Origin of the sequence: Novosphingobium mangrovisedimenti (assembly GCF_025153475.1) — a bacterium.
GTDB classification, from domain to species: Bacteria; Pseudomonadota; Alphaproteobacteria; order Sphingomonadales; family Sphingomonadaceae; genus Novosphingobium; species Novosphingobium mangrovi_A.
In genome coordinates this window covers 128,233-144,261 of record NZ_JANZXA010000009.1, presented here as the reverse complement: position 1 = coordinate 144,261, position 16,029 = coordinate 128,233, and the positions used below count along the sequence as shown (strand labels likewise).

Sequence of the window (16,029 nt, the reverse complement as noted above, 5' to 3'; positions counted from 1 at the left end):
TTCGGCAAACACCCCCTAGCCCAATCCCCTCCGCTTGGTTACATGGGCCGCCACGACTCTCCCGGTAAAGGCATTGGTGGCACTCATGGAAATCCAGCTCGGACTTACTTTCGACGACGTTCTTCTGCGTCCGGCGAAGTCCGACATCGTCCCCACGCAGGCCGATACCCGCACCCGTCTGACCAGCACGATCGGGCTCAATATCCCCGTCATCTCCTCGGCCATGGACACCGTGACCGAAGCCGACATGGCGATCGTCATGGCGCAGATGGGCGGGATCGGCGTGCTGCACCGCAATCTCACCGTCGCCGAACAGTGCGCGGCGGTGCGCGCGGTCAAGCGCTATGAAAGCGGCATGGTGGTCAATCCGATTACCATCGCGCCCGATGCTACGTTGGGCGATGCCCAGACGCTGATGACGGTGAACAGGATCAGCGGCATTCCCGTGGTCGAGCGCTCGGGCAAGCTGGTGGGCATCCTCACCAACCGCGACGTGCGCTTTGCCGACAATCTGGCGCAGCCCGTGCGCGAGCTGATGACGCACGAGAACCTTGCGACCGTCGGCCTCGGCGTGACGCAGGAGGAAGCGCGCCGCCTGCTGCACCAGCGTCGCATCGAAAAGCTGCTGGTGGTGGACGATGCCTTCCATTGCGTGGGCCTCATCACCGTGAAGGACATCGAGAAGGCGGTTACCTATCCCGATGCCACCAAGGATGCCGCCGGCCGCCTGCGTGTCGCTGCCGCGACCACGGTGGGCGACAAGGGTTTCGAGCGCACCGAGGCGCTGCTTGACGCCGAATGCGACGTGGTGGTGATCGACACCGCGCACGGTCACAACAAGGACGTCGCGCTGGCTGTCGAGCGGGTGAAGAAGCTTTCCAATTCGGCGCAGGTCATTGCCGGCAACATCGCCACCGCCGAAGCGGCGCGCGCGCTGATCGATGCCGGTGCGGACTGCGTGAAGGTGGGCATCGGGCCGGGCTCGATCTGCACCACGCGCGTTGTCGCCGGCGTCGGCGTGCCGCAGCTCACCGCGATCATGGAAGCGGCCGAGGAAGCCGACAAGTCGGGCGTTCCGGTGATCGCCGACGGCGGTCTGCGCACTTCGGGCGATGCTGCCAAGGCGCTTGCCGCCGGCGCCTCGACGATCATGGTCGGCTCGATGCTGGCCGGTACCGAGGAAGCGCCGGGCGAGACGTTCCTCTATCAGGGCCGCGCCTACAAGTCGTACCGCGGCATGGGCTCGGTCGGCGCGATGGGCCGGGGCTCGGCGGACCGCTATTTCCAGGGCGACATCAAGGACCAGATGAAGCTGGTGCCCGAGGGGATCGAGGGGCAGGTGGCCTTCAAGGGACCGGCCAAGGACGTGATCCACCAGCTTGTCGGCGGCATCAAGGCGGCCATGGGCTACACCGGCTCGCAGACGATCGACGATTTGCGCACCAATTCGAAGTTCATCCGCATCACCAATGCGGGCCTGAACGAGAGCCACGTCCACGATGTGGCGATCACCCGCGAGGCGCCGAACTATCCCTCGCGCTAAGTCCAGGATGCGACCTGTCCTCCCCGGAACGGGGAGGGGGACCATGCGCAGCATGGTGGAGGGGAGCCTCGGTCTGGCGCGATGTTGGGGTGAGAATCCCCTCCACCGCCTGTGGCGGTCCCCCTCCCCGTGCCGGGGAGGACAGGTGTCATGACACCCGCAGCCCGGGTCCAGGCCGCCATCGAGATTCTCGACCTCGTGATCGAAGCCGCGCGCGCGAACGGTGCGCCGGCCGATCGGCTGATCGCGGACTGGTTCCGCCCGCGCCGTTTCGCCGGTAGCGGAGACCGGCGCGCGGTGCGCGAACTTGCCTACCGTGCGATCCGGGCTTGCGGCGAAGTGCCTGAAAATGGGCGTGCGGCCATGCTGCGGGTCGCCGAAGAGGATGCGCAGGTTGCCGCCCTGTTCGATGGCTCGCGCCATGCGCCCGCGCCGATCGTTGCCGGCGAGGCCGTGGCCGCAGGCGGCGTCGCGCCGGCATGGCTGGTCGAAAAGCTGGCGGCCAGCGGTGTCGGGGAGGAAGAGGCGACCGCGCTGCTCGAACGCGCGCCGCTCGATATCCGCATCAACACGCTCAAGGCCGGACGCGTTTCCCTGCCCGAGGGTGGCGAGCGTTCGGTAGCGGCAAACGGCTGGCGCTATCCGCCTGAAACGCGGATCGAGCAGGCCGAGGCCTATCGCTTGGGCGCCATCGAGGTGCAGGACACCGGTTCGCAGCTTACTTGCGAAGTCGTGGCGGCGCGGCCCGGGGAGACCGTGATCGACTTGTGCGCGGGAGCCGGCGGCAAGACGCTGGCGCTGGCTGCGGCCATGGAGAACCGGGGCACGCTCGTGGCCTGCGATGCCGATCGCGCGCGCCTCTCGCGCCTCGCGCCGCGCGCCGAGCGGGCCGGGGCCACGATGATCGAGACCGTGCTGCTCGATCCGGGCCGGGAGCTGCAGGCGCTTGGACGCTTCGAAGGGAAGGCCGACGCGGTTCTGGTCGATGCGCCCTGTTCCGGCACCGGCACCTGGCGGCGCAACCCCGAAGCGCGCTGGCGCCTTACCGAGCGGCAACTGGAACGCTATGCCGGGATCCAGGAACGGCTGCTCGACGTGGCCTCGCGGCTGGTGCGGCCGGGCGGGAGGCTCGTCTTCGTCACGTGCTCGCTTCTCGACGAGGAAGGGGCTTCGCAGGCTAGTCGCTTTCTCGATACCCACGCTGGCTGGCAGGCTGATCAGCCGGTGCTCGCGGCGGGCACGCCGCGCGGGGCAGGGCTCAGGCTATCTCCGTTTCATGACGGTACGGACGGGTTTTTCGTCGCACGCTTCGTTCCGCTGTGATAGCGTTCGGCCTCATGATGAGGACGAAACCCTCGGTCAAGGATCTGCTGATGCGTTACACGCCCGTCGCCGTAGCACTCTCCCTGCTTGCTACGGTCTCTTCCAGTGTACTCTATTCGCGTGCTCCCGATACCCTCGATCCCCGAGCGGAAACGCTGCTTGGCGAGGGGCGTGCGGCTGTCGCCAGCGGCAACTACAATGCGGCCATCGACGCCTACGAGGCGGCGCTGGCGGTGGAGCCGGGCAGCGTTGCGGTTCTGCTCGGGCTGGCCGAGGCCACTCGCCGCGAAGGTCTGCAGGGCAAGGCGCTGCACTATTACCGCGTGGCGCTCACCGCTGATCCCCGCAATCTTGCTGCACTTTCCGGCGAAGGCATGGCGTTGGCTGAAAAGGGCGCGACGGCCAAGGCCAACCGCAATCTTGCCCGGCTGCGCACGCTGTGCGGCATGGAATGTGCCGAGACGAAGACGCTCGCCGCCGCCATCGCCAAGGGTCCGTCCACCCACATGGTCAGCGCCGAGGCCGTAACGCCCAAGCCGGTGGTCTCGGAAAACTGATCCCGCGCCCGTCCGGGACACGTGTTAGGGTACGCAGACACGAAATGGTGACGTCATCCCAGCGAAGGCTGGGGCCGCTCTCAGGTGTTGCGCCGGGCTCGCCGCCATCCCAGCCTGCGCTGGGATGGCGCCTTATTTGCCTCTGATCTCCGCTCAGGCTGAGCTTGTCGAAGCCCCGGCGACGTGGCGCGAGGCATCCATCCTTCGACAGGCCCAGGATGAGCGGGGTTGGGGGAACGATGGCGGGAAACCCTCAGATCAGCGCACGAAACTCTTCCAGAACAGAGCGATAGACGCGCTTCTTGAACGGTATGATGAGGTCGGGCAGCAATTCGGCCTCGACCCATTTCCAGTCGAGAAATTCCGGCGGCTGGTGGGCATTGAGGTCGATGTCCGTGTCGGAGCCCTCGAACCGACCGAGAAACCAGTGCTGGCGCTGGCCGCGGTACTTGCCCTTCCACAGCTTGCCGAGCAGTTCTTCGGGCAGGTCGTAGAGCAGTTCCTCGCGCGTTTGCGAGAGGAACGTGACGCGCTCCTGCGTGACGCCGGTTTCCTCCCACAGTTCGCGATAGGCAGCCGCCTTGAGGTCTTCGCCCTCGTCGACGCCGCCTTGCGGCATCTGCCACCAGTCGCCCTCGCGGGTGTCGATTCGCTTGCCGACGAACACTTTGCCATCGGCGTTGACCAGCATGACCCCCACACAGGGGCGATACGGCAGAGTCGAGAAGTCTTTCATCTCTAGCGGGAAATCCTGACATTTGCGGGAAGGGGGCAGGTTGAATTTCGATATGGTATATCCAAATTCGACATTGCGATGCGCGTTTCCTCGTGCATGAACCGGAGCATGACCCAAGCCTCTGCTCTTGACTAGCTTGTTTTAAGGTTCTCAAGGCGGAATGTCAGGTTTGTTCCCCTGAGAGATTTTCTAAGTTGCTTTGCGGGCCACGCACGCTCAGGTCCGGGGCAGCACAATGGTTCCGGCATTTTGGCCGAAGAGGATTACAATGGCGACTATCACAGCCGAGCACGAAACCGAGGCATCCGTACAGGATACCGCACCCGAAGCAGTCGTGGTGCGATTTGCGGGTGACTCCGGTGACGGCATGCAGCTCACCGGCGGACAGTTCACCCTGTCGACCGCGCTGGCGGGCAACGACCTGGCGACGTTCCCCGACTTTCCGGCGGAAATCCGTGCGCCGCAAGGCACGCTGTTCGGCGTTTCGGCCTTCCAGATCAACTTCGGCTCGAGCGAGATCACGACCGCGGGCGATGCGCCCGACGTGCTGGTCGCGATGAACCCGGCCGCGCTCAAGACCAATGTCCCGGCGCTCAAGCCCGGCGGCCTCGTCATCATCGACACCGGCGAGTTCTCGAAGCGCAATCTGGAAAAGGCGAAGTACGAGAGCAACCCGCTCGAGGACGACAGCCTTGCCAAGTGGGACGTGCTGGCCTTCGACATCTCGGCGCTGACGCTGGAAGCCGTGAAGCCCTTCGGCCTTGGCAACAAGGAAGCGCTGCGCTGCAAGAACATGTGGACCCTGGGCCTTGCGCTGTGGATGTTCGACCGTGATCGCCAGCCGCTGATCGACTGGCTCAATGCCAAGTTCGCCAAGAAGAACCCGGTGCTGGCCGAAGCCAACATCGCCGCGCTCAATGCCGGACACGCCTATGGCGAGACGGCCGAGATTGCCGGGCCGCTGCGCAAGCTGCACGTCGATCCGGTGGCCTCGGAAGCCGGTCTCTACCGCACCATCACTGGCGCCGAAGCGGTGTCGCTCGGCCTTGTTGCCGGTGCGCAGCTTGCCAACCTGCCGATGTTCTTCGGCGGCTATCCGATCACCCCGGCCTCGGCGATCCTTCACAACCTCGTGAAGATGAAGGAATTCGGCGTCACCACCTTCCAGGCGGAAGACGAGATCGCTGCCATCTGCGCTGCGATCGGTGCATCTTATGCCGGCCAGCTCGGCGTCACCTCGTCCTCGGGCCCGGGCATTGCGCTCAAGGGTGAGGCGATGGGCCTTGCGGTGATGACCGAGCTGCCGCTGGTCATCGTCAATTCGCAGCGCGGTGGTCCGTCCACCGGCCTGCCGACCAAGACCGAGCAGTCGGACCTCTATCAGGCGGTCTATGGCCGTAACGGCGATGCCTCGCTGCCGGTGATCGCCGCCTGCTCGCCGGCCGACGCCTTCGAATGCGCGATCGAGGCCTGCCGCATCGCCACGCAGTTCATGACTCCCGTCATGCTGCTGACCGATGGTTACATCGGCAATGCTTCCGAGCCGTGGAAGGTGCCCGATCCGGCAAGCTACACGCCGTTCCCGGTCAGCTTCCTTGAAGAGAACAACAACGGCGAAGGTCACGTGCTGCCCTTCAAGCGCGACGAACGCGGCGTGCGCCCGTGGATCAAGCCCGGCACCGAAGGCCTGATGCACCGGATCGGGGGCATCGAGAAGGGCATCGACACCGGCAACATCGACTATTCGCCCGCCGTCCACCAGGCCCAGACCGATGCCCGCAAGGCCAAGGTCGATGGCGTGGCCAAGGCCATTCCGGCGCAGGACGTGTGCTTGGGCGAAACCTCCGGCAAGCTCGCGGTGGTCGGCTGGGGCTCGACTTACGGGCCGATCCACCAGGCCGTGCGCCGCGCCCGCAAGAAGGGCCTCGACGTTTCGCATATCCATGTCCGCCACGTCTGGCCGCTGCCCGAGAATCTGGGCGATCTGCTCAAGGGTTTCGACAAGGTGCTCGTGCCCGAGATGAACACCGGCCAGTTCAAGACCGTGCTGCGCGACCAGTACTTGGTCGATGCCCGGCCGCTTACCAAGACCAGCGGCCAGCCTTTCACCATCGCCGAGATCGAAGCGGCGATCGAAGACATGCTGGCCTGAGGGGACGAAGACGATGAACGACATGACCCCCATCCAGACCACGCTGAAGGACTGGGAATCGGATCAGGAAGTCCGCTGGTGCCCCGGTTGCGGTGACTATGCGATCCTTAAGGCCGTGCAGCGCACGCTGCCGATGGTGAACGCGGACCCCAAGAACACCGTGTTCGTCTCGGGCATCGGCTGCTCCAGCCGTTTCCCGTACTATGTCGAAAGCTACGGCTTTCACACGATCCACGGCCGCGCGCCCGCGTTTGCGACCGGCATTAAGCTCGCCAATCCGGACCTCGACGTCTGGCTGGTGACGGGTGACGGCGACGGCATGTCGATCGGCGGCAACCACACGATGCACGTGCTGCGCCGTAACCTGAACTGCCAGATCATGCTGTTCAACAACGAGATCTACGGCCTTACCAAGGGGCAGTACTCGCCGACCAGCCGCACCGGCACCAATTCGCCGACGAGCCCGATCGGCTCGGTCGACCGCCCCGCGCTGCCCTGTGCTTTCGCGTTGGGTTCGGGCGCGCGTTTCGTCGCGCGTGGCTACGACATCTCGAAGGACCTGCCCGAAGTGCTCAAGGCCGCCTATGAGCACAAGGGCGCGGCCTTCGTGGAAATCTTCCAGAACTGCATCGTCTACAACAAGGACCGCTTCGACGACTTCACCCAGAAGAAGGTCGCCGACGACACGCAGGTCTGGTGCCGCGACGGCGAGCCGCTGCTCTTCGCCAAGGGCACCAAGGGCCTTGCGCTCGATTGCGATACGCTTTCGCTCAAGGTCGTCGATGTCGTAGACGGGGACTGGGAAGCGGCAGGCGTTGCGGTTCACAACGTCAAGAACCGTGGCCTTGCGCACATGCTGGTGGAAATGCCCTTCGGTGCGTTCCCGATGGCGCTCGGCGTGATCTACGATGATCCGCGCCCGACTTTCGAAAGCGAAGTCGTGGCCGAACGCGCCAAGCTGATCGAGGGCAAGACCGCCGATCTCGGCAAGCTGCTGGCCAAGGGCCAGACCTGGACGGTCGAGGAAAAAGACGCGGCCCACGGCCTGATGGACTGACAATCAAGGGTGAGGCGCGTCCTTGGATAACCTCACCCACAGCCTTGTGGGCTGGGCGCTGGCCGAAACCGGCCTGAAGCGCCGCACCCGCAAGGGGCTGGCCGCCTGCGTGCTCGCGGCCAACATGCCCGACATCGACGTGTTCTTCGGCTGGGCGCCATGGGCACCGCTGGCGATGCACCGGGGCTTTACCCACGGGCTGATCGGCGGCGTGCTGGTCATGCCGCCGCTGCTGGCGGGGCTGCTGTGGCTGCTCGACCGCTGGCAGGTTCGGCGCGGCGTCGAGTTCAGGTCGGGGCTGGCGATGCATTTCGGCTGGTTGCTGGCGCTGTGCTATCTCGGCGCGCTCACCCATCCGCTGCTCGACTTGCAGAACGTCTACGCGATCCAGCTGCTGTCGCCGATGAGCGAGCGCTGGTTCCACGCCGATGGCCTGTTCATCGTGTCGCCGTGGCTGCTGGCGATGCTGGCTGCGGGGATCCCGCTTTCCCGAAGGCGCGCGAACAGGGGCATGGCGCATGCCGGATGGCCCGCATTGGCTGCTCTTGCCGGCGTGGTCGCGTTCATTTCCCTCAACGTGGGCATTTCCGCCTTTGCCTGGAATGCGCCGCGCATGGGCGCGCCTTATGCCAAGCCTGATCGTGTGTTCGCCGCGCCCGGGCCCTTGCGGTTCTGGCGGCGCGACATTGTCTGGCGGCAGGACGGGCGGATCGTACACGGCCGCTACGATCCACTGCGCAGCCTGACCGCACTGGTCGACTTCGGTCCTCCCGTCCCGGACAACATGGCCGATCCGCTGGTCCGCCGCGCGGCCCATGCGAACGCGGATGTCGAGAAGTTCCTGGCATGGTCGCAGATGCCGCTGGCTCGGATCGCGCGCGGCCGCTGCAGCGTGACGGTCACCTTCGGCGATGCCCGCTTCGGCGGCCCCGCCATGAGCCGGGGTTTCACGCGCACGGTGGAGATGCCGTCGGACGTCGCGGGATGTCCGGGGTGACGGCACGGAACGCTGCGCCCTTGCAGGCGTTGTAGGGCCATGAGCTCTCCCGTCATCGTCTGGCTGCGGCGCGACCTGCGCCTGTCCGATCAGGCCGCCATTGCTGCTGCGGCCGCCAAGGGACCGGTCATTCCCGTCTATGTGCTCGACGACGAGACGGCGAAGCACAGGGCCATGGGCGGTGCCTCGCGCTGGTGGCTGCATCACAGCCTTGCCAGCCTCGATGCGGACCTGCGGCAGAAAGGCTCGCGCCTCATGCTGCGCAAGGGGCGGTGCGAGGATGTGCTGGCGGCGCTGGCCGAGGAGGTAGGGGCAGACGAAGTCCATGCCCTCCACCACTACGAACCCTGGTGGCGCAACGCCGAAAAGGCTGTGGCCGGCAAGGTCCGGCTTTGCCTGCATGACGGCAATTACCTGGCACCGCCCGGGTCGGTGCGCACGGGTTCGGGCGCGCCTTACAAGATTTACACGCCGTTCTGGCGCGCTCTCGAGAAGCAGATGCCGCCGCCTGAACCGCGGCCTTGTCTGCAGACCATCGCTGCGCCGCAGACATGGCCCGCGTCCGACGATCTGCAGGACTGGAAGCTGTTGCCCACCGCGCCGGACTGGGCTGGCGGCATGCGCAATTTCTGGGAGCCCGGCGAGCAGGGCGCACAGATGCGTCTGCGCGATTTTGCCGACAAGGCATCGCGCTACAAGGAAGAACGGGACTTCCCGTCGATAAAGGCAACGTCGTTCCTTTCACCGCATCTGCATTTCGGCGAAATCTCGCCCGCGCAGGTCTGGCATGCGGTCGGCAAGGCGGGCGGTTCGGTCGCCACGTTCCTCGGCGAAGTCGGGTGGCGTGACTGTGCACAGAACGTGATCGTGCAGTTTCCCGACTACGGCGCGGTCCCGGCGCGCGACACCTTCGATGCCTTCCCCTGGCGCACGGGAGAGGCGGCGCGCGCGGACCTGCGCGCCTGGCAGCAGGGGCGCACCGGCTATCCCATCGTCGATGCCGGAATGCGCCAGCTCTGGCACACCGGCTGGATGCACAACCGCGTGCGCATGATCGCGGCGAGTTTCCTCATCAAGCACCTGCTGATCGACTGGCGTGAGGGCGAGCAGTGGTTCTGGGATACGCTGGTCGATGCCGACTATGCCTCGAACGCGGTGAACTGGCAGTGGACGGCCGGATCGGGCGTCGATTCCAACATGTTCGTGCGGATCATGGCGCCGCTTTCGCAGTCGGAAAAGTTCGATGCTGCGGTCTATATCCGCGAATGGGTTCCTGAACTGGCGGACCTGCCCGATGGCGAAATCCACGATCCTTCCCCGGTTTGCCGCCCGGAATCCTATCCCGACAGGCTGATCGAACACCGCGATGCGCGCGAGCGGGCCCTGGCCGCCTGGGAAAAGACAAAAGCCTGAGAGGCCGCCAAGGACCTGACATTCCCCACAATTTCGCGCGCGAGTGAGCACGGCATTTCTGAACTGTAATCCAACGGGGCAATTGCTTGCGCTGCAATTCGGGGGCATATCCCCTCGTATGAATGCGCAAGTGCCAGGGAGGGGCGAGGAACTTGTCGCCGGCGGGCGCGCGATCGGCGTGGGGCCGCAGTGGCTCGCACGCCTGTGGGCGGGCGGCGTCGACCGTATTCTCGAGAGAATAGACCGCGGTCTCGTGAGCGGTTCGATCCAGGCGACATTGCCCGGTGGGACCACGCGGGTGCTGGGCGGGCGCGAGCCCGGTTTCGGTGCGGTGGTCGAGATCAGGAGCTGGCGTGCCTTGCTGCGGCTGGCGACGGCGGGTTCGGTCGGATGGTATCAGGCCTGGGAGGCCGGAGAGTGGGACAGCCCCGATCCGGTGCCGCTTTTCGCCCTGTTCATGGACAATGCGACCGCGCTCGGCGACGTCGGACGCGCCCATGGCCCGTGGCGGCTGGCATCCCGTTTCCTGCACTGGCTGCACCGCAACACCCGCTCGGGTTCGCTGCGCAACATCCACGCGCACTACGATCTGGGCAACGATTTCTACGCGCAGTGGCTGGGCGAGACGATGCTCTATTCCAGCGCGCTCTTTTCCCGCGGGGAGGAGGGGCCGAACGCGCTGAGCCAGTTCGTGACCGAGCTGGATGCGGCCCAATCGGCCAAGGCCGGGGCGATCGTCGAGCGGCTCGATCTCGAACCCGGAAACACGGTGCTTGAGATCGGCTGCGGCTGGGGCACGCTCGCCGCGTTCATGGCCGATCACGCGCGGGTCCACGTCGATGCGATCAGTCTTTCGGACGAGCAGCTTGCCTTCGCGCGCGCACGCTGGGGCATCGCGCAGGGCAGCGTCGACTTTCGCAAGCAGGATTACCGCGACGTTGCCGGCGTCTACGACGCGGTGGCCTCGGTCGAGATGGTGGAAGCGGTCGGGCGGCAGTTCTGGCCCGACTTCCTCGATTGCGTCGCTCGCAATCTCAAGCCCGGCGGGCGCGCCGCGATCCAGTTCATTGCCATGCGCGACGAGATCTTCGAAAGCTATGCGCGCAGCGCCGATTTCATCCAGACCTTCATCTTCCCCGGCGGCATGCTGATCAAGGAAAGCGAGTTCCGCCAGCTGGCGCAGGATCGCGGCCTTGGCTGGGAGGATCGCCATGGGTTCGGGCAGGACTACGCAAGGACCCTGCGCGAATGGCGCCGGAATTTCGATCTGGCGGTGGAGGAAGGCAGGCTGCCCGAAGGCTTCGACGAGCGGTTCGTCCGGCTCTGGCGCTTCTATCTGATGTATTGCGAGGGTGGATTCCTGGGCGGTGGCATCGACGTGGCGCAAGTCACGCTTGTGAAAGGCGCCTGAGGCTCATTCTCCCGGCTGGGGATAGCCGTCGCCGGTCCAGCGAGCGAGAATGTTCTCGAGGATGATCGGACTGAGCAGTGTTTCGAAAGCGCCGCCCAGAAGCCCGTTTTCCCACCAGACCACCTTGGCCGGAAGCGACTCCATACCCGGCAGGGTCAGCCAGCAGTAGGTGCCCGGGTGAACACGGCTTACCGCCGTGGCCGAAAAGCCCGACAGCGACAGGTCGCGCACCGTCGTCTGGAACCTCTTCGCGCCCGAGGCGCGAAGCGCTGCCGGTATCGAAATCTTTACGCGTGGCGCGCTACGGTCTTCCTGAGCCGCAGCCGCGTACTTCTCTTGCTGGGTATGGTGGACCATAATACCTGAACCCCGAGCAAACCACGGCGCCAAAATTGGGCCGATGCAATCATACGATCTCAGGCAGCGGTTACTCTGGCCTTACCGTGGTTGGTTAACGGTCTCGCGGTAACCCGTAGAGAACCGTTCACCAAGCAGTTCGACCACCCGCTGCGCTACGACTTCCGGCGGCTTGACCGACTCGGGCGCCTCGCCCGGATAGGCGCGGGCGCGCATCGCGGTGCGCGTGGCGCCGGGGTTGACGATAGCGACGCGCACTTTCGAGATATTGGCGGTTTCCTGCGCGTAGCAGTCGAGCAGCACTTCGAAGGCGGCCTTGGTCGCGGCATAGGCGCCCCAGTAGGCGCGCGGCTTGGCGGCGACGGTCGAGGTCATGCCGATGACGCGGGCATTGTCGCTCTTGCGCAGCAGCGGATCGAAATTGGCGATCAGCGCCTGCGTGGCGAGGACATTGGTGGTCAGTGCCTTGTTGAAGGCTTTCTGGTCGATGTCGGCGACGCTGGTCAGTTCGGGCAGGATCGCGGCATTGATGACGAGGATGTCGAGCTTGCCCCAGCGCTGCGACACCGCCGTTGCAAGGCGGGCGATACCGTCGGGCTCGACGAGGTCGACCGGCGCGATCGTGGCCGAGCCTCCGGCCTGGAAGATCGCTTCCTCGACCGCTTCGAGCGCCTTGGTATCGCGTCCGGTCAGCACGACATGGGCACCTGCCGCTGCCAGGGCGAGGGCAGTCGCCGCGCCGATGCCGCGGCTCGATCCGGTGACAAGCGCGACCTGTCCTTCGAAAATCTTCCCGCTCATGCCACTGCTCACGCCGCGTTGAGTTTCGTGGGCGCGCGCTCGGAGAAGTCGGTCAGCTTGGTCGGATATTCGCCCGAAAAGCACGCGTCGCAGAACTGCGGGCACTTCTTGTTGCGCTTTTCCTCGCCCACCGCGCGATAAAGCCCGTCGATCGAGACGAAGGCCAGGCTGTCGGCCTGGATGAACTCGGCCATGGCTTCGGTATCCATACGGGCGGCGAGCAGCTTGGAACGCTCTGGCGTGTCGACGCCGTAGAAGCAGGAATGCTCGGTCGGCGGGCTGGCGATACGCATGTGCACTTCGGCGGCGCCGGCATCGCGCATCATTTCGACGATCTTCTTCGAAGTCGTGCCGCGCACGATCGAATCGTCGATGAGGACGATGCGCTTGCCTTCCACGAGGGCGCGGTTGGCGTTGTGCTTGCGCTTCACGTCGGCATTGCGCGCGGCGTCACCCGGCTGGATGAAGGTGCGGCCCACATAGTGCGAACGGATGATCCCCAGTTCGAAGGGAATGCCCGATTCCTGCGCATAGCCGATCGCCGCGGGCAAGCCGCTGTCGGGCACCGGGATGACGATGTCGGCATCGGCAAGGGCTTCCTTGGCCAGCTCGACGCCGATCTGCTTGCGCACCTGATAGACCGAGCGGCCGTCCATCACCGAGTCGGGGCGGCTGAAATAGACGTGCTCGAAGATGCAGGGACGCGGATCGGGGTTGCCGAAGGGGCGGTGGCTGGAAATCGTGCCCTTGTGGTCGACCTGCACGAGTTCGCCCGGCTCGATCGAGCGGGTGAATTCGGCACCGATCACGTCGAGCGCCACGGTTTCGGAAGCGAAGACGATCGCATCGCCCAGCCGGCCCATGACGAGCGGGCGGATGCCGAGCGGATCGCGGCAGGCGATCATGCCCTGATTCGTCATGCAGATCAGCGAATAGGCACCTTCCACCATGCGCAGCGCATCGATGAAGCGGTCTAGCAGGGTGGGATAGCGGCTGGTCGCGACGAGGTGGATGATCACCTCGGTGTCCGATGTCGACTGGAAGATCGAGCCCTTGGCGACGAGGTCGCGTTTGAGCGTCATCGCATTGGAAATGTTGCCGTTGTGGGCAATCGCGAAGCCGCCGGTCACCAGATCGGCGAAGAGCGGCTGCACGTTGCGCAGGCCCGAACCGCCGGTGGTGGAGTAGCGCACGTGGCCCGATGCCATCGTGCCCGGCAGCGCCTCGAGCTCCTTGTGGCGGAACACTTGCGCGACATGGCCGAGGCCACGGTGCGAGTGGAACTCGCTGCCGGAAAAGCTGGTGATGCCCACCGCTTCCTGCCCGCGATGCTGGAGGGAATGAAGCCCGGCCGCGGCGATGTTCGCCGCATCCTTGGCACAGATCACGCCGAAAATACCGCACTCTTCGCGCAGTTTGTCCCCGTCGGCGTCACGAAAGGGGTGAGTAATGTTCATGGATCGTCCGGCCCGCTGGCGCGTCAAAACGCCCGCGCATTTGGAAGGGATTGCCTCCAAATGCAAGGGGGGTGAACCGGTTTTCGCCGGGCTTGTCCATGACCCGGTTTCGTGACTCTCCGGTGACAGGCTTGCCGCGGTCCCGCGTTTGGCATCGTAACGCGGGCGGAGACGCCCTTGTGGACCGGTTGCGGCGAGGCTTCGCCGGTGCGGCTTGCCAGCCCCGGCCCATGCCCCTAAGGCCGCACCATCTGCCCGATCACAGACGGACCCGCCCGTTGATCCTATCCCCTTTCGAATGGACTATCGCCAAGCGCTACATGCTTCCCGGCAAGGGCGAGCGTTTCATTGCGCTTGTCGCGGGAATCAGCCTTGTCGCGGTGATGCTGGGCGTCTGGGCGCTGGTCATCGTCATGAGCGTGATGAACGGTTTCCGCGCGGAGCTGTTCGACAAGATCGTCGGGCTCAACGGCCATGCGATCATCCAGGCCTATGGCGGCCGGCTCGACGACTGGCAGGGCGTGCTCAAGGACGTGCGCGAAACGCCGGGCGTGACCCGCGCTTCGCCGCTGATCGAACAGCCTTTGCTGGCCAGCTTCAACGGCCGGGTCGAGGCGATCCTGGTGCGTGGCAATACGGCCGAAGACATCGGCCGCCTGAAGGACAAGGTGAAGGCGGGCGATCTCGCGCAGCTGCAACCCGGCAATGACAACGTGGCGATCGGCACGCAGCTGGCCCAGAACCTCGGCGCGCAGGTTGGCGACATGATAACGGTCATCAACCCGCAAGGGCGCTCGACGCCTTTTGGCACCGTGCCGCGCCAGATCGCCTACCGCGTGGCCGCGATCTTCGAGATCGGCGTCTACGACTACGACAATGCCTTCGTCGTGATGCCGATGCAGGATGCGCAGACCCTGCTCCTGACCGGAGACACGATCGGCATGATCGAGGTGACCACCACCGATCCCGATCGCGTCGGCCAGATCCTCGCGCCGCTGTCGCGCAAGCTGGCGGGCAGGGCCATCATCAGCGACTGGAAGACGATCAACGCTTCGCTGTTCGAGGCGCTGGCGGTCGAACGCGTGGTGATGTTCGTGGTGCTGTCGATCATCGTGCTGGTGGCGGTGTTCAACATCCTTTCCTCGCTGATCATGCTGGTGCGGGCTAAGACGCGCGACATCGCGATCCTGCGCACGATGGGCGCGACGCGGCGCTCGCTGCTCAAGGTTTTCGTGACGACCGGCTTTTGCATCGGTGCGCTGGGGACGGTTTCGGGCCTCGTGCTCGGGCTCGTTTCGCTGCAGTTCCGCCAGCCCATCGTCCACGCGGTGGAACGGATGAGCGGGCAGAACCTGTGGGATCCCTCGATCCGGTTTCTGACCGAACTGCCGAGCCGCCCTGACCCGGTCGAGATCGCGGTGATCTGCGTCATGGCGCTGGTGTTCAGCTTCCTTGCGACGCTCTATCCCGCCTTCAAGGCGGCGAGTACCGATCCGGTGCAGGTGCTGCGCTATGAATGATGCCGTTACCGATCCCGTCGTCCGGCTGACGAACGTCACCCGCAGCTTTGCGCAGGGCGGCGTCACCATCGACGTGCTGCGCGGCGTGAATCTGGCCGTGAACCCCGGAGAGATCGTGGCGCTGCTGGGCCCCTCTGGTTCGGGGAAGTCGACCATGCTGCAGGCGATCGGCCTGCTCGAAGGCGGTTTCGGCGGGCGGATCGAGATTGCCGGGATCGATGCCAGCAAGCTCGGCAAGGACCAGCGCGCGGCGGTGCGGCGCGACCACATCGGGTTCGTCTATCAGTTCCACCACCTGCTGCCGGACTTCAATGCCCTGGAGAACGTGGTGCTACCCCAGCTCATCACCGGCAAGCCGCGGGTCGAGTGTGAGGAGCGGGCGAAGGAACTGCTCGGCGCGCTTGGTCTGGGTCAGCGTCTCGAACATCGTCCCAGCAAGCTTTCGGGCGGCGAGCAGCAGCGCGTGGCGGTTGCCCGCGCGCTGGCCAACCGGCCGCGCCTCGTCCTGGCGGATGAACCGACGGGCAATCTCGACGAGGCAACCGCCGATGTCGTGCTTGGTCAGTTCCTCTCGCTGGTGCGCGGAGAGGGCAGCGCGGCGCTGGTCGCCACGCACAACGAACGGCTCGCCAGACAGATGGACCGCGTCGTGCGCTTGCATGACGGGGTCTTGGCGTAGACACTCTTTGCTGGAATCGGCGTTGA

The 16,029-nt window shown here is 65.4% G+C and carries 14 protein-coding genes; 10 read left to right on the top strand and 4 right to left on the bottom strand.

All coding sequences use genetic code 11. The annotated features are described in order from the left end of the window. The first annotated feature begins 85 nt into the window (after window positions 1-85). The 3 genes from guaB (at window position 86) to NZK81_RS14095 (ending at window position 3,423) form a co-directional block, all read left to right on the top strand. Window positions 86-1,543 carry an IMP dehydrogenase gene (gene guaB, locus NZK81_RS14105; RefSeq protein ID WP_260046782.1) on the top strand — a complete coding sequence of 486 codons (1,458 nt, stop codon included), beginning with the start codon at window positions 86-88 and terminating at the stop codon, window positions 1,541-1,543. A gap of 150 nt (window positions 1,544-1,693) precedes the next feature. Next, window positions 1,694-2,866, top strand: a complete 1,173-nt coding sequence (locus NZK81_RS14100) for an RsmB/NOP family class I SAM-dependent RNA methyltransferase (protein WP_260046781.1) — start codon at window positions 1,694-1,696, stop codon at window positions 2,864-2,866. Between the two features lie 50 nt (window positions 2,867-2,916). Continuing rightward, the gene (locus NZK81_RS14095) at window positions 2,917-3,423 is read left to right on the top strand and encodes a tetratricopeptide repeat protein (protein ID WP_260046780.1); all 507 of its coding nucleotides are present in this window, start codon (window positions 2,917-2,919) and stop codon (window positions 3,421-3,423) included. A gap of 253 nt (window positions 3,424-3,676) precedes the next feature. Here NZK81_RS14095 and NZK81_RS14090 read toward each other — a convergent pair whose 3' ends face one another. Beyond that, on the bottom strand, window positions 3,677-4,159 hold the full coding sequence (locus NZK81_RS14090) for an RNA pyrophosphohydrolase (protein WP_260046779.1): 483 nt from the start codon (window positions 4,157-4,159) through the stop codon (window positions 3,677-3,679). 268 nt (window positions 4,160-4,427) lie between these two features. On the opposite strand from NZK81_RS14090, the gene NZK81_RS14085 reads away from it, so the two are divergent. The 5 genes from NZK81_RS14085 to NZK81_RS14065 all read left to right on the top strand — a co-directional run bounded on the left by NZK81_RS14085 (window position 4,428) and on the right by NZK81_RS14065 (window position 11,189). Beyond that, complete coding sequence (locus tag NZK81_RS14085) at window positions 4,428-6,311, top strand: 2-oxoacid:acceptor oxidoreductase subunit alpha (protein ID WP_260046778.1); 1,884 nt, start codon at window positions 4,428-4,430, stop codon at window positions 6,309-6,311. Between the two features lie 13 nt (window positions 6,312-6,324). Further along, on the top strand, window positions 6,325-7,368 hold the full coding sequence (locus NZK81_RS14080; protein WP_260046777.1) for a 2-oxoacid:ferredoxin oxidoreductase subunit beta: 1,044 nt from the start codon (window positions 6,325-6,327) through the stop codon (window positions 7,366-7,368). 22 nt (window positions 7,369-7,390) lie between these two features. Further along, on the top strand, window positions 7,391-8,365 hold the full coding sequence (locus NZK81_RS14075; RefSeq protein WP_260046776.1) for a metal-dependent hydrolase: 975 nt from the start codon (window positions 7,391-7,393) through the stop codon (window positions 8,363-8,365). A gap of 39 nt (window positions 8,366-8,404) precedes the next feature. Next, a complete protein-coding gene (locus NZK81_RS14070) occupies window positions 8,405-9,778 on the top strand; it encodes a cryptochrome/photolyase family protein (RefSeq protein WP_260046775.1) in 1,374 nt (457 codons plus the stop codon). Between the two features lie 118 nt (window positions 9,779-9,896). Beyond that, complete coding sequence (locus tag NZK81_RS14065; RefSeq protein WP_260046774.1) at window positions 9,897-11,189, top strand: SAM-dependent methyltransferase; 1,293 nt, start codon at window positions 9,897-9,899, stop codon at window positions 11,187-11,189. 3 nt (window positions 11,190-11,192) lie between these two features. On the opposite strand, the gene NZK81_RS14060 is transcribed toward NZK81_RS14065, so the two are convergent. From NZK81_RS14060 to purF, 3 genes are all read right to left on the bottom strand, one after another. Further along, window positions 11,193-11,546, bottom strand: coding sequence for a PilZ domain-containing protein (locus NZK81_RS14060; protein WP_260046773.1), 354 nt, complete (start codon window positions 11,544-11,546; stop codon window positions 11,193-11,195). 81 nt (window positions 11,547-11,627) lie between these two features. Further along, a complete protein-coding gene (locus NZK81_RS14055; RefSeq protein WP_260046772.1) occupies window positions 11,628-12,347 on the bottom strand; it encodes an SDR family NAD(P)-dependent oxidoreductase in 720 nt (239 codons plus the stop codon). 8 nt (window positions 12,348-12,355) lie between these two features. Further along, on the bottom strand, window positions 12,356-13,804 hold the full coding sequence (gene purF, locus NZK81_RS14050) for an amidophosphoribosyltransferase (RefSeq protein WP_260046771.1): 1,449 nt from the start codon (window positions 13,802-13,804) through the stop codon (window positions 12,356-12,358). 278 nt (window positions 13,805-14,082) lie between these two features. Between purF and NZK81_RS14045 the strand changes: the two genes are divergently transcribed. Further along, window positions 14,083-15,324 carry a lipoprotein-releasing ABC transporter permease subunit gene (locus tag NZK81_RS14045; protein ID WP_260046770.1) on the top strand — a complete coding sequence of 414 codons (1,242 nt, stop codon included), beginning with the start codon at window positions 14,083-14,085 and terminating at the stop codon, window positions 15,322-15,324. After that, the gene (locus NZK81_RS14040) at window positions 15,317-16,003 is read left to right on the top strand and encodes an ABC transporter ATP-binding protein (protein WP_260046769.1); all 687 of its coding nucleotides are present in this window, start codon (window positions 15,317-15,319) and stop codon (window positions 16,001-16,003) included. The genes NZK81_RS14045 and NZK81_RS14040 overlap by 8 nt, the downstream gene beginning before the upstream one ends. Window positions 16,004-16,029 lie beyond the last annotated feature (26 nt).

Bases quoted from the DNA above. Each gene is read 5' to 3' on its own strand.
- guaB (WP_260046782.1), top strand. From the start codon at position 86: ATGGAAATCCAGCTCGGACTTACTTTCGACGACGTTCTTCTGCGTCCG.
- NZK81_RS14100 (WP_260046781.1), top strand. From the start codon at position 1,694: ATGACACCCGCAGCCCGGGTCCAGGCCGCCATCGAGATTCTCGACCTC.
- NZK81_RS14095 (WP_260046780.1), top strand. From the start codon at position 2,917: ATGCGTTACACGCCCGTCGCCGTAGCACTCTCCCTGCTTGCTACGGTC.
- NZK81_RS14090 (WP_260046779.1), bottom strand. From the start codon at position 4,159: ATGAAAGACTTCTCGACTCTGCCGTATCGCCCCTGTGTGGGGGTCATG.
- NZK81_RS14085 (WP_260046778.1), top strand. From the start codon at position 4,428: ATGGCGACTATCACAGCCGAGCACGAAACCGAGGCATCCGTACAGGAT.
- NZK81_RS14080 (WP_260046777.1), top strand. From the start codon at position 6,325: ATGAACGACATGACCCCCATCCAGACCACGCTGAAGGACTGGGAATCG.
- NZK81_RS14070 (WP_260046775.1), top strand. From the start codon at position 8,405: ATGAGCTCTCCCGTCATCGTCTGGCTGCGGCGCGACCTGCGCCTGTCC.
- NZK81_RS14065 (WP_260046774.1), top strand. From the start codon at position 9,897: ATGAATGCGCAAGTGCCAGGGAGGGGCGAGGAACTTGTCGCCGGCGGG.
- NZK81_RS14060 (WP_260046773.1), bottom strand. From the start codon at position 11,546: ATGGTCCACCATACCCAGCAAGAGAAGTACGCGGCTGCGGCTCAGGAA.
- NZK81_RS14055 (WP_260046772.1), bottom strand. From the start codon at position 12,347: ATGAGCGGGAAGATTTTCGAAGGACAGGTCGCGCTTGTCACCGGATCG.
- purF (WP_260046771.1), bottom strand. From the start codon at position 13,804: ATGAACATTACTCACCCCTTTCGTGACGCCGACGGGGACAAACTGCGC.
- NZK81_RS14040 (WP_260046769.1), top strand. From the start codon at position 15,317: ATGAATGATGCCGTTACCGATCCCGTCGTCCGGCTGACGAACGTCACC.